General features: G+C 59.4%; 18 protein-coding genes. 9 read left to right on the forward strand and 9 right to left on the reverse strand.

Annotated features, from left to right (window positions below):
• Nucleotides 1–142 precede the first annotated feature (142 nt).
• The 3 genes from ychF to O8B93_RS09405 all read left to right on the forward strand — a co-directional run bounded on the left by ychF (nucleotide 143) and on the right by O8B93_RS09405 (nucleotide 2,494).
• Entirely contained in the window at nucleotides 143–1,246 is a 1,104-nt protein-coding gene (gene ychF / locus O8B93_RS09395) for a redox-regulated ATPase YchF (protein WP_269709534.1), read from the forward strand.
• 310 nt (nucleotides 1,247–1,556) lie between these two features.
• On the forward strand, nucleotides 1,557–2,030 hold the full coding sequence (locus O8B93_RS09400) for a MaoC family dehydratase (RefSeq protein ID WP_269709535.1): 474 nt from the start codon (nucleotides 1,557–1,559) through the stop codon (nucleotides 2,028–2,030).
• Nucleotides 2,027–2,494, forward strand: coding sequence for a MaoC family dehydratase (locus O8B93_RS09405; protein ID WP_269709536.1), 468 nt, complete (start codon nucleotides 2,027–2,029; stop codon nucleotides 2,492–2,494). The genes O8B93_RS09400 and O8B93_RS09405 overlap by 4 nt, the downstream gene beginning before the upstream one ends.
• Nucleotides 2,495–2,540: 46 nt before the next feature.
• Here the strand turns inward: O8B93_RS09405 and O8B93_RS09410 are convergent, their stop codons facing one another.
• The 4 genes from O8B93_RS09410 to petA form a co-directional block, all read right to left on the reverse strand.
• Nucleotides 2,541–3,083, reverse strand: coding sequence for an adenine phosphoribosyltransferase (locus tag O8B93_RS09410; RefSeq protein ID WP_269709537.1), 543 nt, complete (start codon nucleotides 3,081–3,083; stop codon nucleotides 2,541–2,543).
• Between the two features lie 216 nt (nucleotides 3,084–3,299).
• On the reverse strand, nucleotides 3,300–4,184 hold the full coding sequence (locus O8B93_RS09415; RefSeq protein WP_405049051.1) for a cytochrome c1: 885 nt from the start codon (nucleotides 4,182–4,184) through the stop codon (nucleotides 3,300–3,302).
• Nucleotides 4,185–4,206: 22 nt separating this feature from the next.
• Nucleotides 4,207–5,487 carry a cytochrome b gene (locus tag O8B93_RS09420; protein ID WP_269709539.1) on the reverse strand — a complete coding sequence of 427 codons (1,281 nt, stop codon included), beginning with the start codon at nucleotides 5,485–5,487 and terminating at the stop codon, nucleotides 4,207–4,209.
• Between the two features lie 14 nt (nucleotides 5,488–5,501).
• A complete protein-coding gene (petA, locus tag O8B93_RS09425; RefSeq protein WP_006311186.1) occupies nucleotides 5,502–6,080 on the reverse strand; it encodes a ubiquinol-cytochrome c reductase iron-sulfur subunit in 579 nt (192 codons plus the stop codon).
• Between the two features lie 309 nt (nucleotides 6,081–6,389).
• Between petA and O8B93_RS09430 the strand changes: the two genes are divergently transcribed.
• Entirely contained in the window at nucleotides 6,390–7,322 is a 933-nt protein-coding gene (locus tag O8B93_RS09430; protein ID WP_309568499.1) for an endonuclease/exonuclease/phosphatase family protein, read from the forward strand.
• Nucleotides 7,323–7,408: 86 nt separating this feature from the next.
• Here O8B93_RS09430 and O8B93_RS09435 read toward each other — a convergent pair whose 3' ends face one another.
• The 4 genes from O8B93_RS09435 to O8B93_RS09450 form a co-directional block, all read right to left on the reverse strand.
• On the reverse strand, nucleotides 7,409–9,322 hold the full coding sequence (locus O8B93_RS09435) for a HAMP domain-containing methyl-accepting chemotaxis protein (RefSeq protein ID WP_269709541.1): 1,914 nt from the start codon (nucleotides 9,320–9,322) through the stop codon (nucleotides 7,409–7,411).
• A 161-nt stretch (nucleotides 9,323–9,483) separates the two neighbouring features.
• The gene (locus O8B93_RS09440) at nucleotides 9,484–11,361 is read right to left on the reverse strand and encodes an ABC transporter ATP-binding protein (RefSeq protein WP_269709542.1); all 1,878 of its coding nucleotides are present in this window, start codon (nucleotides 11,359–11,361) and stop codon (nucleotides 9,484–9,486) included.
• A 124-nt stretch (nucleotides 11,362–11,485) separates the two neighbouring features.
• Nucleotides 11,486–13,336 carry an ABC transporter ATP-binding protein gene (locus O8B93_RS09445; RefSeq protein WP_269709543.1) on the reverse strand — a complete coding sequence of 617 codons (1,851 nt, stop codon included), beginning with the start codon at nucleotides 13,334–13,336 and terminating at the stop codon, nucleotides 11,486–11,488.
• A 382-nt stretch (nucleotides 13,337–13,718) separates the two neighbouring features.
• A complete protein-coding gene (locus O8B93_RS09450) occupies nucleotides 13,719–14,594 on the reverse strand; it encodes a phosphodiesterase (protein ID WP_269709544.1) in 876 nt (291 codons plus the stop codon).
• 235 nt (nucleotides 14,595–14,829) lie between these two features.
• On the opposite strand from O8B93_RS09450, the gene O8B93_RS09455 reads away from it, so the two are divergent.
• Nucleotides 14,830–15,315 carry a tRNA (cytidine(34)-2'-O)-methyltransferase gene (locus tag O8B93_RS09455; protein WP_269709545.1) on the forward strand — a complete coding sequence of 162 codons (486 nt, stop codon included), beginning with the start codon at nucleotides 14,830–14,832 and terminating at the stop codon, nucleotides 15,313–15,315.
• A 173-nt stretch (nucleotides 15,316–15,488) separates the two neighbouring features.
• Nucleotides 15,489–17,141 (forward strand): Na/Pi cotransporter family protein, encoded by a 1,653-nt coding sequence (locus O8B93_RS09460; RefSeq protein WP_269709546.1) that lies wholly within the window; start codon nucleotides 15,489–15,491, stop codon nucleotides 17,139–17,141.
• A gap of 7 nt (nucleotides 17,142–17,148) precedes the next feature.
• On the opposite strand, the gene O8B93_RS09465 is transcribed toward O8B93_RS09460, so the two are convergent.
• Nucleotides 17,149–17,421: a hypothetical protein gene (locus tag O8B93_RS09465; RefSeq protein ID WP_142840385.1), complete on the reverse strand. Its 273-nt coding sequence runs from the start codon at nucleotides 17,419–17,421 to the stop codon at nucleotides 17,149–17,151.
• A gap of 131 nt (nucleotides 17,422–17,552) precedes the next feature.
• Between O8B93_RS09465 and hemF the strand changes: the two genes are divergently transcribed.
• The 3 genes from hemF (at nucleotide 17,553) to O8B93_RS09480 (ending at nucleotide 19,168) form a co-directional block, all read left to right on the forward strand.
• Nucleotides 17,553–18,464 carry an oxygen-dependent coproporphyrinogen oxidase gene (gene hemF / locus O8B93_RS09470; protein WP_269709547.1) on the forward strand — a complete coding sequence of 304 codons (912 nt, stop codon included), beginning with the start codon at nucleotides 17,553–17,555 and terminating at the stop codon, nucleotides 18,462–18,464.
• 122 nt (nucleotides 18,465–18,586) lie between these two features.
• Nucleotides 18,587–18,853: a hypothetical protein gene (locus O8B93_RS09475; protein ID WP_269709548.1), complete on the forward strand. Its 267-nt coding sequence runs from the start codon at nucleotides 18,587–18,589 to the stop codon at nucleotides 18,851–18,853.
• Between the two features lie 129 nt (nucleotides 18,854–18,982).
• Nucleotides 18,983–19,168: a DUF1059 domain-containing protein gene (locus O8B93_RS09480; protein WP_006311202.1), complete on the forward strand. Its 186-nt coding sequence runs from the start codon at nucleotides 18,983–18,985 to the stop codon at nucleotides 19,166–19,168.
• Nucleotides 19,169–19,302: the final 134 nt, after the last annotated feature.

Genomic DNA, 19,302 nt, shown 5'->3' on the forward strand with positions numbered 1-19,302 from the left:
CGCGTCATCGGCAAGCCTGCCCGGAATTCCGCACCTTTCGGCGGGCTTTGCCTGTCCAAATCGGCCCGCGGGCTTGACCTTGCCCTGCCCTTTCCGCAAAAGGCTCCTCAACGAATTCTTTCAAACGGACAGGTTTCAAGCCATGGGCTTCAAATGCGGTATCGTTGGATTGCCAAATGTCGGCAAGTCCACCCTCTTCAACGCGCTCACGAAAACGGCCGCCGCACAGGCCGCCAACTATCCTTTCTGCACCATCGAGCCGAACACCGGCGAAGTTGCGGTGCCTGACCCGCGCATGCAACAGCTTGCGGCCATCGCCGGTTCGAAGGAAATCATTCCGACCCGCATCTCCTTCGTGGACATTGCCGGTCTGGTACGAGGTGCGTCGAAAGGTGAAGGCCTCGGCAACAAGTTCCTCGCCAATATTCGCGAAGTCGATGCCGTCGTTCACGTGCTGCGTTGCTTTGAAGACGACGATATCACCCATGTGGAAGGCCGCATCAACCCGGTCGGCGATGCCGAAACAATCGAGACCGAGCTGATGCTCGCCGACCTCGAAAGCCTGGAACGCCGTGTCGAGCAGACGCGCAAGCGCGCCACCAGCAAGGACAAGGAGTCTTTGGCTCAACTGCCCGTGATGGAAGCCGTCATCGCGCTGCTCAACGACGGAAAGCCGGCACGCCTGCTGTTGAAGACGCTGCCAGCTGAGGAAATCGAAATCCTCAAGGGTCTCAATCTCCTGACGTCGCACCCGGTGCTTTATGTCTGCAACGTCTCGGAAGCCGACGCATCGTCCGGCAACGAGCACACCGCAGCCGTCGCGGCGATGGCAAAGGAACAGGGTGCTGAATGCGTGATCATCTCGGCGGCGATCGAGGCCGAAGTTGCACAGCTTCCGGCCGATGAAGCCGAGGAATTCCTCTCTGCCCTCGGCCTGAATGAAGCTGGTCTCGACCGGCTGATTCGTGCCGGCTATCACCTGCTCGACCTCATCACCTATTTCACCGTCGGCCCGAAGGAAACGCGCGCCTGGACGATCGTGCGCGGCACCAAAGCCCCCGCCGCCGCCGGCGTCATCCACACCGATTTCGAACGCGGCTTCATCCGCGCCTTCACCATCGGCTTTGACGACTACGTCGCCTATAAGGGCGAAGTCGGCGCCAAGGAAGCGGGTAAGGGACGCGACGAAGGCAAGGAATATGTCGTTCAGGATGGCGACGTGATCCACTTCCGCTTCAACACCTGATCTGGTTTGAACGACGGGGCTCGCTTCCTCTGAAGCTAGGTGACGCGGACATTGCCGATTGTTTCTTCTCCCCGCCGGGGAGAAGATGTCCCGAAGGGACAGATGAGGGGGCAAGCTCTCCGAATATCTCTACCCTCGCCACCTCAACCCGCTGCCGCGACCTTCTCCCCCGCGGGGAGAAGAAGCAAGACGCACCCGCTCGCTCCATAGCGCCTTCCCGCTCCAATATCCCGCCTACGATTTGACCTTTACGTAAAAGGAAAAATCCTCTTAGATGCGCACAACACTGACTGTGCGAAGGGAGGAAACCATGGCGCCGGTCGCGACATATGCCTATGAGGATTTTACCGTCGGGCGGGAATTTCCCCTTGGACCACAATCGATTTCCGCACCCCAGATCATCGAATTCGCCAGCGAGTTCGACCCCCAGCCCATGCATCTGTCGGAAGAGGCTGGCCGCCGGAGCATTCTCGGCGGGCTGGCGGCTTCCGGCTGGCACACCTGCAGCCTGCTGATGCGGATGATGGCGGACAGCTACATCGCCAACTCCACCTCGCAAGGAAGCCCCGGCATCGATTACGTCGACTGGAAAAAACCGGTTCTGGCCGGAGACACGCTTTCGGGAAAATCAATCGTACTGGAACAGCGTCCTTCGGGATCGCGCCCCCGTATCGGCCTCGTGAAATTGCGCCACGAGCTCTATAACCAGCACGGCGTTCTGGTCTCGCAGGGAGAAAACACCGTCATGTTCCTGATGCGCACGAATGGAGGCGTTGCAGCATGAGACTGGCAGAACTTTCCCCGATCGGCGAACGCGTCACCCTCGATACGCTGCATTTTTCCGCCGAAGACATTGTTCGCTTCGCCCGCGATTTCGATCCGCAGCCCTTTCATCTCGATGCCGAGGCGGCCAGGAACAGCGTTTTCGGTGGCCTCTGCGCCTCCGGCTGGCACACTGGCGCGGGCTGGATGAAATCCTTCCTCTCCCATTGGGCAAAAGAAGTGAAGAGGCTGAAGCTACAGGGCCTCGAACCGCCAAAACTCGGCCCCTCCCCGGGCTTCCGCGAACTCAAATGGAAGAAGCCGGTTTTTGCCGGTGACGACGTGACCTACTTCGTCACGCTGCTCGACACCCGCCCGCTGGAATCGAGACCCGGCATCTGGCTGAACACCACCTTTAACGAGGGCGTCAACCAGTCGGGAGAAACAGTGCTGACCTTCCGGAGCGGGGTTCTGGAATTCGACTAAAGCGAGCCCCGGGGCAATACCCGTCACGATTGCCCCGGCTACTGCCTTAATGGCCGGAAAATTCCACCAGCGTGCGCACTTCGACGCCGAGATCTTCCAGCTTCTTGCGGCCGCCGAGATCGGGCAGGTCGATGACGAAGCAGGCGGAGACGATTTCCGCACCCATCTGCCGCAAGAGCTTCACCGCACCTTCGGCGGTGCCGCCGGTGGCGATCAGGTCATCGACCAGAATAACCTTCTCGCCCGGCTGGACGGCATCCACATGCATTTCCATTTCGTCCACGCCGTATTCCAGGCTGTAGGCGACCCGCACGGTGGTGTGCGGCAGCTTGCCCTTCTTGCGGATCGGCACAAAACCGGCCGACAGCTGATGCGCCACCGCCCCGCCCAGGATGAAGCCGCGGGCTTCCATACCTGCGATCTTGTCGATCTTCGTTCCCGCATAGGGCTGCACCAGTTCATCGACGGCACGACGAAAAGCGCGCGGGTTGCCGAGCAGCGTCGTGATGTCCCGGAAGATGATGCCCGGCTTCGGATAGTCGGGAATGGAACGGATGGCAGCGGAAAGCTCCGAAGCGACAACGGTCATGATAATTCCAGTTAAAATGGGAAATGGATCAGAAGGTTCGGGCCACCCTATCAATTTGACGGCTGCGGACCAACTAAAAAGGCACCGGCGCTCGTTCCGCCGCCGACATCCCTCGATCCGCGCCCAGACCGGGCAGACATCCGCAAACAAATGCCCATGAAAAAGCCCCCGCGGAAGACCGCGGAGGCTGATGAATATAGACATCAAAATTGATGCTCAGTGTTCCTTGTTGGCGTAAACCGATTTCTTGGTGAGATAGATCAGCGCCGTGAAGATGAACAGGAACACCATGACCATGAAGCCGGTGCGCTTGCGCGCTTCCAGATGCGGTTCCGCAGCCCACATCAGGAAGGCAGCGACGTCCTTGGAATATTGATCAACCGTCTGCGGTGCACCATCGTCATAGGTCACCTGATCGGCGCTGATCGGCGGCGCCATCTTCAGTGCCGCAGCGCTGACGAAGTACGGATTGAAATGCGTACCTTCAGATATCTCAACACCGGCCGGTGGTTCCTGATAGCCGGTCAGCAGCGCATGGATGTAATCCGGGCCGCCTTCCTGATAACCGCCGACGATCGGGATCATATCGATAATGAACTGCGGGAAACCACGCTCCACGCCGCGCGCCTTGGCAAGCAGCGACATGTCAGGCGGTGCGGCGCCACCATTGGCGGCAGCCGCCGCTTCGTGGTTCGGGAATGGTGAGGGGAAATGGTCGGAAGGCACAGCCTTGCGATTATACATTTCACCTTCGGCATTCGGGCCGTCCTGCACTTCATATTCCGCGGCGAAAGCCTTCACCTGCTCGTCGGAGTAACCGAGATCCCCCAGCGTGCGGAAGGAAACGAGGCTCATCGAATGGCAGGCGGAGCAGACTTCCTTATAGACCTTGAGACCGCGCTGCAGCTGGCCCTTGTCATATTTACCGAAGGGACCGGCAAAGGACCAGCTCTGCTCCTCGGGCTTGATGATCGGGAAGTGGCCGCCGGCAATCGCATGTTCCGCCTTGGTGGCGAGATCATGGCTCTCCTCCGCCGCAAAAGCGGCGGCGGAACAGCTGAGGGCGGCGATAAGCGCGATGCTCTTGAGAAGCGTCTTCATTGTCGTCATCCTTCCTTCGCGCTCAGATCTGGGCGGCCGCTGGCGCGGCACCCTTCTTGGCGTTCTTTTCGAGAACGGCCTCGGTAATGGAATTCGGAATACGCCGCGGCGTTTCGACCAGACCGAGGATCGGCATGATGACGAGGAAGAAACCGAAATAGTAGAGCGTGCCGATCTGCGACATGACGACATAAAGTCCTTCCGCAGGGCGCGAACCCAGCCAGCCGAGCAGGATGGCGTTGACCACGAACAGCCAGAAGAACATCTTGTACCAGGGACGATAGACGGCGGAGCGAACCTTCGACGTATCGAGCCAGGGCAGGAAGAACAGCACGATGATCGCACCGAACATCACGAGAACGCCACCGAGCTTGGAATCGATCGGCCCGATGTTGAAGGTGATGGCGCGCAGCATCGCGTAGAACGGCAGATAATACCACTCAGGCACGATATGGGCCGGCGTCTTCAGCGGATCCGCCATGATATAGTTATCAGGGTGGCCGAGGAAGTTCGGCATGTAGAAGATGAACCAGGCATAGGCGATCAGGAACACCGAAACGCCGAGCGCATCCTTCAGCGTCGCATAGGGCGTGAAGGGCACCGTATCGGTCTTGCTCTTCACTTCCACGCCGGTCGGGTTGGTTTGGCCGGTCACATGCAGTGCCCAGATGTGCAGGATGACGACACCCGCGATCATGAAGGGCAGCAGGTAGTGAAGTGCGAAGAAGCGGTTGAGCGTCGGATTGTCCACCGCAAAGCCGCCGAGCAGGAACTGCTGGATCCATTCACCCACGAGCGGGAACGCCGTGAAGAAGCCGGTGATGACGGTCGCACCCCAGAAGGACATCTGGCCCCAGGGAAGCACGTAGCCCATGAAGCCCGTCGCCATCATCAGGAGATAGATCACGCAGCCGAGAATCCAGAGGATTTCGCGCGGCGCCTTGTAGGAGCCGTAATAAAGACCACGGGCAATGTGCAGATAGACCGCGATAAAGAAGAACGACGCGCCGTTGGCATGCATGTAGCGCAGCAGCCAGCCGTGGTTGACGTCACGCATGATCTTTTCGACGGAATTGAACGCAACCGTCGTTTCGGCCGCATAATGCATGGCCAGCACGACACCGGTGAGGATCTGCACGATCAGCATGACGGCAAGCATCGCACCGAAAGTGTAGGCATAGTTCAGGTTACGCGGGACAGGATAGGCAACGAAGCTGTCATAGATCATGCGCGGCAAGGGAAGCCGCGAATCGATCCACCTCTCGATGCCGGTGGACGGCTGATAACTGGAATGGCCACTCATGAATATCTGTCCCCTTATCCGATCTTGATCACGGTATCGGATGTGAATGCAAATGTCGGGATGGCGAGGTTCTGCGGCGCCGGACCCTTACGTATGCGGCCCGCCGTATCGTAGTGCGAGCCATGGCAGGGACAGAACCACCCGCCGAAATCGCCGGCCTGGCCAAGCGGAACGCAACCGAGATGGGTGCAGGAACCGATCATGACGATCCAGTTCTCCTTGCCCTGACCGGCGGAGCGGTCAATGTCCGTCGCCTGCGCGTCGGGGGCGATGTTGGCATTACGTGCCACCGGGTCTTTGAGATCGCCGAGAGCGACCGCATTGGCTTCGTCGATTTCCTTTGCCGTGCGGTTGCGGATGAAAATCGGCTTGCCGCGCCACTTGACGGTGAGCGACATGCCCGGCTCGACGGCCGCGACATCCACCTCGATGGAGGCGAGTGCCAGCGTCGATGCATCGGGACGCATCTGGTCAATAAAAGGCCATGCAACTGCGGCGGCACCGACGGCGCCCGCCATTCCCGTCACTAGATAAAGAAAATCGCGACGGGTCGGTTCACCCGAAGCGTCGTGATTGGTTACGTGCTCGCTCACCGCTACACCATCCTCTGCGCTGTTTTTGCCGTAAATCGCATGAGTCCTCCCGCTATGATTTGATCCAGGACAAACTCCGTCCCATCGTCCTGGACACAACTGCGGCATTAAGAAACCGCGTCACTCTGTGTGATCGCAAAATATTGACTGACTTGGCAAGAGCAAAGCACACAAAGCTGCCGTAATTCTGCCTGAGGGGGCCGATTTGGTCGTCATTTTTTCGCCGTCCTTGGCAGGCGGGCAACATTGTGCGCATCAAGACGCCATGTTAGGAGACTTCAAGGGAGAGCTTGGAAAGCAGGGATTCGGATGACGGCGAAGCTCTCTTGCATGGTATCCACGGCAGTGGCTGCCGTTCTTTTCATCGCCAGCCTGCGTTATGTGACGGATTTCTGGCTTTTGGCCTTCGTCACCAGCTTCCAGCTTCACATTGCCATCGTCTGCATCCTGCTGTCGTGCCTCGTCTTCTGGCTGACGCGCGATGTCGTTACGGCGGTGCTTCTGGTCTGGGCACTTGCGCTGGCGATCCACGCCGTCGCGATGCTGATGGAATTTTCCACAGCCGCCACCGCAGCGCCCGGCGCAAAGCCGTTTCGGCTGCTGTCCTTCAACGTCTTGATGGATAATGCGGCCAATGCGGATGCGATTGCCGATAAAATTCTCGAATCAGAGGCGGATGCCGTCTACCTCTTCGAAGCGGCTGCCTTGCAATCGGTTCTGCCGCGTTTGCAGCAAACCTATCCGCACAGGCTCGGTTGTTATGAGGGTACGCCGGGCTGCGATCTGGTCATCCTGTCAAAAAGACCATTGCTGGAAGGTCGGTTCCACAGTCTCAGCGATCTTAGACGGGACCGGTTTGCCATTGCGCATGTCGATCTCGACGGTACGGAGCTGACGCTCGCAGCCGGTCACATCACCAAGCCCTATTTCGACGATTATCACCGCGACGAGCTGGATGAAGTCAGCGAGATTCTCTTCCGCGTGACCGGACCGCTCATTCTGGCCGGCGATTTCAACTCATCCAGCATCGCACCCGACATGCGCGCCTTCCTCGCCGCCAACGATCTCAAAAAAGTGACCTTCGAACCCGCCACATGGCCGACGGAGGCCGGCCGATTCGGCATCGCCATCGACCACATCTTCGCCCGCGAACCGGCAACCCTGATGAAAACCACCCGCCTGCCCGACAGCCTCGGCTCCAATCATTTCGGACTGATGGCGGATTTCATGATCGGCCGGTAATGCGCGGCAGGAAATGGCATAGCGCCATGTAGAAACGGCGACCCGAAGGCCGCCGCTGACTGCGCTTCCTGACAAGGAAGCATCGCTCAGAATTCCGCCCAGTCCCCTGCAGCAGCCGCCTGCCGCCCGCCGCCAAAGGCAGCGGCAATTCGCTGGCCCATGGCGCGCGCCGGCGAAGGCTGCGGCACAGCAGCCGGACCTGCTGTGACGAGGGTGTTGCCCTTCTCTTGAAGGGTAAATTGCGTCAGCAGCCTATTGAGGGCAGTTGCCTGCGACGCAAGACTGTCGCTGGCCGCCGTCGTCTGCTCCACCATGGCGGCATTTTTCTGCGTGCCCTGATCCATCAGGTTGACCGCGGAGTTGATCTCGGAAAGCCCGGTCGACTGTTCCCGCGTGGAGACGACGATGGACGAGACATGGCGGTTGATCTCCCGCACCTCGTCGACGATCCCCGCAAGCGCCTCACCGGTCTTGCCAACCAGCGTCACGCCCTCGCGCACCTGTTCACCGGAGCGGTTGATCAGACCCTTGATCTCCTTGGCGGCGCTGGCCGAGCGCTGCGCCAGTTCACGCACCTCCTGCGCCACCACCGCAAATCCCTTGCCGGCATCACCGGCACGCGCGGCTTCCACACCGGCATTCAGCGCCAGCAGATTGGTCTGGAACGCAATTTCATCGATGACGCTGATGATGTTGCTGATCTCGTTTGCGGATTTTTCAATATCCTGCACGGCAAGCACGGTGCGCGTGACGATCTGGCCAGACATTTCGGCACTTTCCCGCGCCCGCTCCACCAGACGTCCGGCTTCGGCGGCACGATGGGCGGAATCCTTCACCGCCGTCGTTACCTGCTCCAGCGCCGCTGCGGTTTCCTCCACGGAAGATGCCTGCTGTTCCGTGCGCCGGGAGAGATCGCCCGCCGCCGCGAGAATCTCGCTGGCACCGGCATCGATGACCCGGGCGTTTTCCCCGACCGAACGCAGCGCCGCCTGCAGCGTGGCAACGGATTCGTTGAAATCACCACGCAGACCATCAAGCCGCTCGGCAAAGGCAATGTTCAGACGGCAGGTCATGTCACCCTCGGAGAGCTGCTTCAGCCCCGCACCGAGATTTTCCACGGCGAAACGGATTTCTTCCGCCTCCTTCGCCTTCTGTGCCTCGTTCTCCAGCCGCTCGCGCTCACTGAGGCTGCGATTGGCCTCGGTCTCCTGTTCAAGACGCTCCCGCTCTATGGCGTTATCACGGAAAACGGCAACGGCGGCGGCCATTTCGCCGATTTCGTCCTTGCGGCCCGAATGCGGAATGGCGCTGTCTTTATCCCCCGCGGCAAGGCCGTTCATGGCGAAGGTGATATCGGTGATGGGCCGTGAAATACGCATGAAACTGAAGAAGGCGGCGGCAATGGCGACAGCAGACGCGATAACCATCGCCGCAAGCGACAGGGTGAAGGCCACCCGTCCCGTTTCCTCCGCTGCCTGCTTGTCATCGAGGCCGAGCTGGCGATTCGCCTCGATCATGTCCTTCAAAAGGGCGCCGGCGCTGTTGCCGATGGGAGTCATCCGGCCAATCAAAGCGGTCGCGGCATCCGTATCACCGGCGAGGAGCATTTTTTTAAGCTCCGCACCCATGGATTCATAATTGGTCACGGCCGCACTCAGCCGTTCGAATTTTTCCCGGATATGCGGGATCGTCAGCCCGGATGCATAAGCCTCGAAAGCTTTGGCCCGCTCTTCCTGTGATTGCAGTGTGCGTTGAAAGAGTGCGTTGCGCGCTTCCGGCGTCGAGGCCGTCATGACCGTCAGATAATTGCGACGGATATCGTTGAGCCTGTCCCCAAGGTCGGCGATTGCAAGCGACCTCTCCATGCGCAGCACGATATTGTCGGCCTGCTTGTCCATTTCCTCGACCGACAGAATGCTGGCAACGCCCTGGATGAGCGAGAAAAACACCGTGATGCCGAACAATGCCGGCAAGAGAATGCGGATTTTAAAAAAATTCATTGTTTAACCCCAATACCCCACAGCGGCTGCTGCTGATATTTTTTCTCCCATAGGGTGATAAACAAGAAATTACCCGTATATTATAAAATCTGTGATTGAATCAATTAATAGATAGAAAGAAATTGACAACTTTCAATTTTATTCCGAGGTGAACGGACCACTCAGGCCTCCCGTTGCTTCACATCCTCCGCATCGAGAAAGCCGCCCGATTGCCGCGCCCAAAGCTCCGAATAAAGCCCCCCCTGTGCGACAAGCTCAGCGTGGCTTCCCTGCTCGACGATAAGCCCCCGATCCATCACGATCAGCCGGTCGAGAGCGGCAATCGTCGACAGGCGGTGGGCGATGGCAAGCACCGTCTTGCCCTGCATCAGCTCGTCCAGATTGCTCTGGATCGCCGCCTCCACCTCCGAATCGAGAGCAGACGTCGCCTCGTCGAGCACGAGGATAGGCGCGTCCTTCAGCATCACACGGGCGATGGCGATGCGCTGGCGCTGGCCACCGGAGAGCTTCACGCCGCGTTCGCCCACATGCGCATCGAAACCCGTGCGGCCGCGCTGGTCCTCCAGCCTTGTGATGAAATCATCCGCCTTGGCCCGGCGCGTCGCCTCAAGCAATTGCGCTTCGGTGGCATCCGTTCGGCCGAACATGATGTTGTCTCGGATAGAACGGTGCAGCAGCGAGGTATCCTGCGTGACCATGCCGATATGGGCGCGCAACGATTCTTGGCGGACACGGGCTATATCCTGTCCATCAATCAGGATGCGACCTTTCTCGACATCGTAAAACCGCAGGAGGAGGTTGACGAGCGTGGATTTGCCGGCACCTGAGCGCCCGACGATGCCGACCTTCTCACCGGCCCTGATCTCAAGGTTGAGATTGTCGATGACGCCGTTTGCCCGCCCGTAATGGAAGCTGACATTCTCAAAACGGATGCTCGGCTTCTTGACCTCAAGCACTGCCGCGTCGGGCGCATCAACGAGACCGATTGGCTGCGAAATCAATTCGGCGGCATTCTGCACCGTGCCGAAATTGCGCATGATGCCGTTGAACTGCGTCATCAACCGCCCGAGCAGGAAGTTGAGGCGCAGCACCAGCGCCAGTGTGAAAGCCACCGCGCCGGAACTGATCTTGCCGGATAGCCACAGATCGATGCAGAGCGCCGCCATGGAGGTGATCATCACGCCTGACAGCAGCGCCATGGAGGCGCGCACGCCGGTGATGAACCGCGTAAACTTCATCGTCGAGGTTTGGAAAATATCAAAGCCCTGCCGCATGTAGCGATCATTGGCGTCGTCGCGCCCGAAAAGCCGCAGCGTCTGGATATTGCTATAGGCATCCACCATGCGGCCCGACAACATCGAGGCGGCTTCCGCCGTCTCCTTTGAATGATAGCGGATGCGCGGCACGAAATACCGCGCCAGCAGCGAGAAGATCGCCACCCAGACGACGACGAGAACCGCAAGCCGCCAGTCCAGCCCGCCGATCAGGAACAGCATGGAAACCGAGTAGATACCGACGAACCAGACACTTTCCATCAGCGAGGTGACGAGATCGCCCGCCGCCTGCCCGCCGGACCAGACCTTGGTGACGATGCGGCCGGAAAAATCGTTCTGGAAGAAGGTCAGCGATTGCCGCGCCACATGCATATAGGATTGCCAGCGCACCAGATTGTAGAAACCCGGCGTAATAATCTGCTGGTCGACCAGCGCGGTCACCATGGTGACGATAAACCGCACGATGCCGATCAGCACCAGCATGCCGACGAGCTCACCGCCATGGGCCGCAAGCAGCCCCGCCCAGCCCTCGTCCGGTTTCACCGTCGAGAGAATATCGACGAGCCGCCCGACGAACCAGAACAGCGCCGCCTCGATGGCCGCCGTCAGCCCGCCGAGCACCAGCATCGCGAAAAACGGCGCCTTGGCCTGCGCGATATAAAACCAGATGAAGGCGAGTGTACTTTCAGGCGGCCGCAAATCGTCCCTGCGGGCGAAGGGCTTTATCCAGTTTTCGAAATACTCGAAGATGCGGGTAATGACCATGATCCGGATATAGGCGGATTCCCCACTCGGGAACAGCCGCAGCGGGTTCGGGAAAAGATTATATTTCGGTAACGTCAGGAAAATGAAAGAGGGCGGAGAATGTTCCCCCGCCCTCTTGTTTTCCTTATTCCGCAGCCACTTCCGCCTCGTGGTCGGCGATGAAGCCGCCGGACTGACGCCGCCACAGGTCGGCATAGATGCCGCCCATCGCCGCCAGTTCCGCATGGCTGCCCGCTTCCACGATCCGGCCCTTGTCGAGAATGATGAGCCGGTCCATCTCGGTCAGTGTCGAAAGGCGGTGGGCGATGGCGATCACCGTCTTGCCTTCCATCAGCGAGAACAGGTTCTCCTGGATCGCCGCCTCGACTTCGCTATCGAGCGCCGAGGTCGCCTCATCAAGCACCAGGATCGGTGCGTTTTTGAGGAAGACGCGGGCAATGGCAATACGCTGGCGCTGGCCGCCGGAAAGCTTGACACCACGTTCGCCCACCTGCGCATCGAGGCCCTGGCGACCATGCATGTCGACAAGCATCTCGATGAAGTCCCAGGCGTTTGCCCGCTTCGCCGCCGCGATCACCTGTTCGTCGGTGGCCTCGGGGTGGCCATAGGCGATGTTGTCGCGGATCGAGCGGTGCAGAAGCGAAGTATCCTGCGTCACGACGCCGATCAGTTCGCGCAGGCTGTCCTGCGACACCTTGGAAATGTCCTGCCCGTCGATGGTGATCCTGCCACCTTCCAGATCATAGAAGCGCAAAAGCAGGTTCATCAGCGTCGTCTTGCCCGCGCCGGAACGGCCAACGAGGCCGACCTTCTCGCCCGGCTTGATGTCGAGCGTCAGCCCGTCGATCACGCCCTTGTTCTTACCGTAGTGGAAGCGGACGTTGTCGTAGCGGATGGCGCCCTGCGGGGCGGCAAGCTCAGGTGCCTTCGGAACGTCGACGATATCGTGCGGTTTCGTCATCATCGACATGCCGTCATAGACCGTGCCGATATTTTCGAACAGCGAGGTGACTTCCCACATGATCCACTGCGACATGCCATTAACGCGCATGGCAAGGCTGATGGCGATGGCCACCGAACCGGCCGTCACCGAACCCTGCATCCAGAAATAAAGACCAAGCGTTGCCGTGGAAAACAGCACCACGGCATTGTTGAGGTCGATCAGGATGTTGAAGCCGGAGATCTTGCGCATCTGGCGGTGAACGGTTCCAAGGAACACATTCATGCCCTCACGCGCATATCTTTCCTCACGCCCCGCATGAGAAAACAGCTTGATCGTCGAGATATTGGTATAGCTGTCGACGATCCGCCCCGTCATCATCGAGCGCGCATCGGCCTGCTCCTGCGCCAGCCGGCCGAGTTTCGGCACGAAATAGGCAAGGATCGCCATATAGATACCGAGCCAGACCAGCAGCGGAATCACCAGCCGCCAGTCCGCCGCCGCGACCATGAACAGCATCGAAACAACGAAGCTGATCGCGTAAACGAAGACGTCGATAACCTTCAGCGCCACTTCGCGAATCGCCAGCGCCGTCTGCATCACCTTGGTCGAAACCCGGCCCGCAAACTCGTTGGCGAAGAAGTTCATGGAGTGACGCAGCAGGAAACGGTGCATTTTCCAGCGCGCAATCATGCCGAAATTACCGGCAAGCGTCTGGTGCATCGTCATGGTGTGGATCGCGCCCATCAGCGGCAGCAGGAACAGCACCAGCCCCGCCATGACCATCAGATGCCAGCCCTCATCGGCAAAAAACGTCTCGCGATTGGCCGTGGAAAGCCAGTCGACGATGTTGCCGAGGAATTTGTAAAGCATGGCTTCCGCAATGGCGATGCCCATGGACATCAAGCCGAGCAGCAGCAGCCATGGCCAGGCCGGCTTCACATAGTGCCAAAGGAACGGCAACAGCGTCTTCGGCGGCACATCCGGCGTCGAAGAAGGAAAAGGATCGAGGCGTTTTTCAAACCAGCCAAACATAGGCCAAGCTCCGGCAATCAATCGTTCCATCGTGACATGGTGAGCGGACACAAATATGGCTCACGACGGAACGGAAAAGTCTTTGAACATGGCCGCAACAGCCACATGACGAATCGAGAAATGGGAAACGCGGTTGAACCGCGGGGCAACACCTAGGCCAGCAGCAGCGCTACCGGGGCCAGGAGGCGAATGCGAACGAAATTATCCATAAGAACCTCCTTTGGCTGGTGTTGAAGATGTGGCCTTGTAGCGCAAAAATTAGTCATTGACCAGTCGGAAAGACACGGAATGCGCGAAAAAGCGTTCGTTTCAGCATACGGGGCCAAACGGGCGGATTTACCCGCGAAGGCCTCCACCCCTCCCAAAATGCTGATGCGTCACCCTATTCAGCCGCGTCCTGCGACTGCGCGCCTTCATATTCGCTTATCAACTCGGCCATGCCGGCCTGCGTGTGACGCTTCAGTTCCCGGCGATCGCTTGGCTGGGGCGCGAACGTCACGCTCAGGCCCGTGTCTCGCACCGTGCCGATGGCGAAGGATGCACCGGACAACATGCGCACGCCCTCATGCAACCATAGCGGATCGGTGGCGAAATGCTGGCCGATGCCGACCACCACCGGAATGCCCTGCCAGTGCGACATGCGGTCGTAATGGATATGACCTGCCAAAATGCCGATGACATCATGCTCGAACAACAGCTCGTCCAGCGCTTCCGTATCGTCGAAGGACAGGGATTCCCATTCCGCCTCGGGACGGTCGAAATCGAGCGCCGGCGCATGGTGCATCACCAGCAGCTTCGGCAGTTCAGGGTGGTTTTCGAGTTCCTCCTCCAGCCATTCGATCTGGCCGGGTTCGAAAGCGCCACCGACCTTGCCCGGAACGCTGGTATCCATGACGATGATGTGGATACCGGCAATCACCTCGGCATGGTCATAGGGCTCGTCCAGGCCCTCATGACGGCCGAGCATGACAGGGTAAAAGCCATCGCGGCGGTCATGATTGCCGAGCGCGAAAAGAACAGGCACATCCAGTTCTGCCTCAGCCATCAGCCGCTTGAGTTCTTCATAGCTGCCGGCATCGCCCCGGTTGGTGAGGTCACCGCTGACGACGATGAATTCCGGCGGCGGCACCAGCGCCTTGATCTGATCAAGCGTAGCGGACAACGTGGCCGAGGTCTCGGAATAAAGATCATCATCCTGCACCTGCGGATTACCGATATGCAGATCGGTCAGATGGACGAAATTGACCCGTTCGGACATGGTTTTTTTCCCGTTTTGCTGCGCACAGAAATCCCATCCGAAACCGCCCTTGGGCGATTCCGGACCTTTTGATTTATCTGACGATAGGTTGGTTATTGGGTAACCTGCCTATGTGTCATGCGAATGAACATTCGGCGACCAACCGTCTTAAAAAGGCACTTTTCCCAGCCGCATCTGTCACAGGCCATTCACCCGTGATAATCGGTCTGACAGTCCCGAATGCGAAGAGAAGACCATGCCAGATATTTTGCCTGAAACAGGGTCCAACATCCGGATCGCCCTCTACCAGCCGGATATTCCCGGCAATACGGGGACCATCCTGCGGCTGGCGGCGTGCCTTGGCCTTGGCGTCGACATCATCGAGCCGGCCGGCTTCGATATTTCCGACCGCAATCTCAAACGGGCGGGCATGGATTATATCGCGGCGGCGGCGCTGACGCGCCATGTCAGCTGGGACCGTTTCGAGGAATGGCGGGCAACCACCGGTCGCCGCCTCGTTCTCGCCTCCACCAAGGCCGCCCTGCCCTATACTGATATCACCTATCGCGCCGATGATATCCTGCTCTTTGGCAGGGAAAGTGCCGGCGTGCCGGACCCTGTGCATGACAAGGCGGATGAGCGAATCATCATCCCGATGGTCGCCGGACAGCGCTCGATCAACGTCGCCATGTCGGCGGCGATGGTCACCGGCGAGGCCTTGCGCCAGACGGCGTGGTCTTGACCTGCCATCTTTGCAGCCAATTTTTCAGGCAAATATGAAAATTGACTGCTTTTACCGCGAAACTGTCGCAACACGGCCTGTACGGTGAGCGTGCGCGCTCCTATACTGATTAGCCGGACAATAAAAATCGCTCTCGCCGGGACCGTGCGCCGGCGGGCGTGAGGAGACGTCGCATGCAATCCACCATTGTCATCGTCAACCTTCTCGGCGCCGTTGCGCTGCTGCTCTTCGGCCTTGCCCAAGTGAAGGACGGCGTCACCCGTGCTTTCGGCATGAAACTCCGAAGCGTGCTCGCCACCGGCACCCAGAATGGCCCGCGCTCCTTCTTTTCCGGCTTCTTCGCCACCGTCGCCCTGCAAAGTTCGACGGCGACGGCGCTGACCGTCGCCTCCTTCGCCGAACGCGACCTCATCAAGCCGCGCATGGCGCAGGTGGTGCTGCTTGGCGCCAATGTCGGCACCGCCGTTACCGCCTGGATCGTCGCGGCCGGCGTCGAATGGCTGTCGCCGCTGCTGATACTAGCGGGCATTATCCTTAAAAAGGGCAGTTCCAATGCCAGACAGGGCGGCGGAACCGCCGTCATCGGTATCGGCCTGATGCTTCTGTCGCTGCATCTCCTAAGTGGCGCGACCGAACCGATGCGCGCCTCGCCGGCGCTCGGCGTCTTCATCGGCCTGCTTGATGGCGCATGGCCCGTCGCGCTGATCTTTTCCGCCGTGCTGGCTTTCGTCTCTTCTTCCAGTCTCGCCGTCGTGGTACTCATCCTGTCACTGGCCGCTACCGGCACGCTGTCCACCGGACTCATCATCGTTCTCATTCTCGGCGCCAATCTCGGCGGCGCCATTCCGCCCGTGATCGCCACGCTCTCCGGCCCGGCATCGGCGCGGCGCATCACCATCGGCAATCTCGTCGTTCGCACCATCGGCTGCCTGATTGCCATGCCGCTCGCCTCCTATGGCGCAACGTATTTGCAGCAATTGCCGCTTTCGCCCGCCAAACTGCCTGTTGATGCCCACCTCATCTTCAACGTCATTCTGGCAACACTCGCCTGGCCTTTTTCCGGTGTGATATCCGATTTGATGGCAAAGCTCGTGCCGGGCGATCCGAAGGCTGAAGACGGCCCGAATTTCCTCGACCAGCAGGCGCTTGATATGCCGGTCGTGGCGCTTGCCAACGCCACCCGCGAAGTCCTGAGCGTCGGCGACAGCATCGAGCGGATGCTGATCCGCGCCGAAAACGCCTTCAAGCATAATGATCTGGCACCGCTTCAGGAAGTCTCCCTGCTGGAAAAGAAAGTCGACCGCCGCCAGCAGGAGGTGAAGGTCTATCTCTCGCAACTGGGCCGCAAGGGGCTGACCGACGAAGAAGCGCGCCGTTCGATCGCCATCATCGATTATGCGATCAATCTCGAACATATCGGCGATATCATCGAAAAGGGCATCTGCGAGCAGATCCGCAAGAAGGTGCTGAACAGCTTCAAATTTTCCGATGACGGCTATGAAGAGCTGAAAACCCTGTTCGACATGACCATCGAGAACCTGCGCGCCGCCCAGAGCATTCTGGTGACCGGCGACTTCGAGCTTGCCCGCCGGCTGATGGAAAGCAAGGTGGATATACGCCGCCTCGAAAAACAGTCCTCCAACCGCCATCTGGAGCGTCTGCGTGACGGGCTGGCGGAAAGCATGCAGACAAGTTCGCTGCATCTCGACATGCTGCGGGATTTGAAGCGCATCAACGCTCATATTGTAACGGTGGCGCATCCCATTCTGGATGAAAGCGGTGTGCTGATTGAAAGCCGCCTGCGTTACGCCGAACCGCGCGCCTGATTCTATTTCAATCGGCAGAGGGCAGACGCCGCATGGTGAATTCGATGCGGTCGCCTTCCAGCTGCCGCCAGCTTTCCACTTCCGTCCAATAGGCGGCCTTGGGAAAGCTGTCGAACCATTCGCGCGCCTTGGCGCGGGCCTCCTCACGCCCAAGACAGAAGGTCTGGCGCACGAACATGCCGTCACGCTTCTGTTCGCCGCCGGCGCTTTCGCGTTCCCTGCGGTGATTGGCAATCCTGCGCTTCAGCCCGTCGAGGGGCGGTCCGGCAAATTTCGTCATGATATTCACCTCTGGCACCTACATCGATAAAGATAGTGTCGGCGCGCCGCCTTGGCGAGTCGAATTTGTGCGCGGCGCAAACACCTGCTAGACGCGGCGGGCAACAGACTTCACCGCAGGAGAGAGAAGATATGGAACGGCCAATCTTGCCGAAGGGCTTGCCCGAGGACATCGAAGACAAGAAGGCCGTTGCCCAGGCGTGGTTCCAGCATCTGCGCGACACCATCGTCGCCTCCTTCGAAACCCTGGAAGACGAACTCACCGGTCCTCTGTCCGATCAGGAGCCCGGCCGCTTCGTGCAGAAGGACTGGCTGCGCGACAATGGCGAGGGCGGCGGCGGCAAGATGTCGATGATGGAAGGCCGCGTCTTCGAAAAGGTTGGCGTGCACACCTCCACCGTCTATGGAGAGTTCTCGCCCGAGTTCCGCAAGCAGATACCCGGTGCGGAAGAAGACCCGCGCTTCTGGGCGTCGGGCCTTTCGCTCATCGCCCATCCGGTCAATCCCAATGTGCCGGCCGTGCACATGAACACCCGCATGGTCGTCACCACCAGCCATTGGTTCGGTGGCGGCGCGGATCTGACGCCGGTGCTCGGCCGCAGGCGAACGCAGCAGGACCCGGATACCCAGCTGTTCCACCGCGCCTTCGAAATCACCTGCAATCGCCATCCGGTCGCCGATTATCCGCGGTACAAGAGCTGGTGCGACGAATATTTCTTCCTGAAGCACCGCGACGAGCCGCGTGGCACCGGCGGCATCTTTTTCGACTGGCTGCACCCTGAAGAGGAGAAAGGCGGCTGGGACGCCAATTTCACCTTCGTGCAGGATGTCGGCCGCGCATTCAACCTCGTCTATCCGAAAATCGTCCGCGCCAATTTCAACCAGAACTGGACGGAAGAGGATCGCGACGAGCAGCTCATCCGCCGCGGCCGCTACGTGGAATTCAACCTGCTTTACGATCGCGGCACGATCTTCGGCCTAAAGACCGGCGGCAATGTCGAATCGATTCTCTCCTCCCTGCCACCGGTGGTCCGCTGGCCTTAAAAAACCTCACGCAAATTTGACGCTCATCAGCCAATTTGTCGCAAATAGCGCAAATTAGGACTTATGGAAAAACCAAGGCAGTGGTAGTCTCCTCCCGCAGACGTACTGGAGGAGCTATCGTCATGATTACTTCGAACAGCATGCCTATTTCTGCTTCCCCCGAGGCAGCACAGCAATCCATCGATACCCCCGAATTGATTGACCGCCTGGCCGCGGAAATGCGTGCTACGGGCGATCGCGAACTGCCGCATTCCTTTTATGTCGAACAGGTAAAACGCACGCTGGCCGGCAAGACGGTGAAGCGTGCCGATAATGACGAAATGCCTCGTACAAAAATCCCGGCAGCGGGCACATCCTCTGTTTTCCAATGCTGGGCAATGCCCGAATAGGGGCCCGAATGGGGGCCTGAACAGGTTCGGCGGACGCCGCTCTGGAACATAAGCGGCGAACGTTCGTTTCTTGTCGGGGGGACAGCATCACATCAATGCTGTTCCCCGCTTGAACAGGGAGGCAAGACCATGAGACTTTTTGAATGTGGAACGCTTGTTCCCGGCTGTGCCTGGCACACCCGCGCCGACGATGACGCGGAAGTGGTGCGCCGTACCGTGGACCATATGCGCTCAGCCCACGGCGAAACCATCATCCGTGAAAACATGATCGAAAACATCAAATCGCGCATCCGCGACGAGGCAAATGCGGCTTAGCGCATTTGCCCGAAGGCGCCATTTCGGGTGCTACCACCCACCCTCATCCCTGTGCTTGTCACAGGGATCCAGCCAGCCCAAGTCCTTGGGCTGAAAAGACCCCTCCGCCGCACAGACACGCGTCGGCTGGATTC

The organism is Martinezella rhizogenes (assembly GCF_027460065.1).
Taxonomy (GTDB): domain Bacteria; phylum Pseudomonadota; class Alphaproteobacteria; order Rhizobiales; family Rhizobiaceae; genus Agrobacterium; species Agrobacterium rhizogenes_C.

Excerpts from the sequence above, each read along its gene's own strand:
- O8B93_RS09415 (WP_405049051.1), bottom strand. The coding sequence starts at position 4,184 with ATGAAGACGCTTCTCAAGAGCATCGCGCTTATCGCCGCCCTCAGCTGT.
- O8B93_RS09460 (WP_269709546.1), top strand. The coding sequence starts at position 15,489 with ATGCAATCCACCATTGTCATCGTCAACCTTCTCGGCGCCGTTGCGCTG.
- O8B93_RS09455 (WP_269709545.1), top strand. The coding sequence starts at position 14,830 with ATGCCAGATATTTTGCCTGAAACAGGGTCCAACATCCGGATCGCCCTC.
- O8B93_RS09480 (WP_006311202.1), top strand. The coding sequence starts at position 18,983 with ATGAGACTTTTTGAATGTGGAACGCTTGTTCCCGGCTGTGCCTGGCAC.
- O8B93_RS09465 (WP_142840385.1), bottom strand. The coding sequence starts at position 17,421 with ATGACGAAATTTGCCGGACCGCCCCTCGACGGGCTGAAGCGCAGGATT.
- O8B93_RS09400 (WP_269709535.1), top strand. The coding sequence starts at position 1,557 with ATGGCGCCGGTCGCGACATATGCCTATGAGGATTTTACCGTCGGGCGG.
- ychF (WP_269709534.1), top strand. The coding sequence starts at position 143 with ATGGGCTTCAAATGCGGTATCGTTGGATTGCCAAATGTCGGCAAGTCC.
- O8B93_RS09405 (WP_269709536.1), top strand. The coding sequence starts at position 2,027 with ATGAGACTGGCAGAACTTTCCCCGATCGGCGAACGCGTCACCCTCGAT.
- O8B93_RS09420 (WP_269709539.1), bottom strand. The coding sequence starts at position 5,487 with ATGAGTGGCCATTCCAGTTATCAGCCGTCCACCGGCATCGAGAGGTGG.
- O8B93_RS09475 (WP_269709548.1), top strand. The coding sequence starts at position 18,587 with ATGATTACTTCGAACAGCATGCCTATTTCTGCTTCCCCCGAGGCAGCA.
- O8B93_RS09445 (WP_269709543.1), bottom strand. The coding sequence starts at position 13,336 with ATGTTTGGCTGGTTTGAAAAACGCCTCGATCCTTTTCCTTCTTCGACG.
- hemF (WP_269709547.1), top strand. The coding sequence starts at position 17,553 with ATGGAACGGCCAATCTTGCCGAAGGGCTTGCCCGAGGACATCGAAGAC.
- O8B93_RS09430 (WP_309568499.1), top strand. The coding sequence starts at position 6,390 with ATGACGGCGAAGCTCTCTTGCATGGTATCCACGGCAGTGGCTGCCGTT.
- O8B93_RS09435 (WP_269709541.1), bottom strand. The coding sequence starts at position 9,322 with ATGAATTTTTTTAAAATCCGCATTCTCTTGCCGGCATTGTTCGGCATC.
- O8B93_RS09440 (WP_269709542.1), bottom strand. The coding sequence starts at position 11,361 with ATGGTCATTACCCGCATCTTCGAGTATTTCGAAAACTGGATAAAGCCC.
- O8B93_RS09450 (WP_269709544.1), bottom strand. The coding sequence starts at position 14,594 with ATGTCCGAACGGGTCAATTTCGTCCATCTGACCGATCTGCATATCGGT.
- O8B93_RS09410 (WP_269709537.1), bottom strand. The coding sequence starts at position 3,083 with ATGACCGTTGTCGCTTCGGAGCTTTCCGCTGCCATCCGTTCCATTCCC.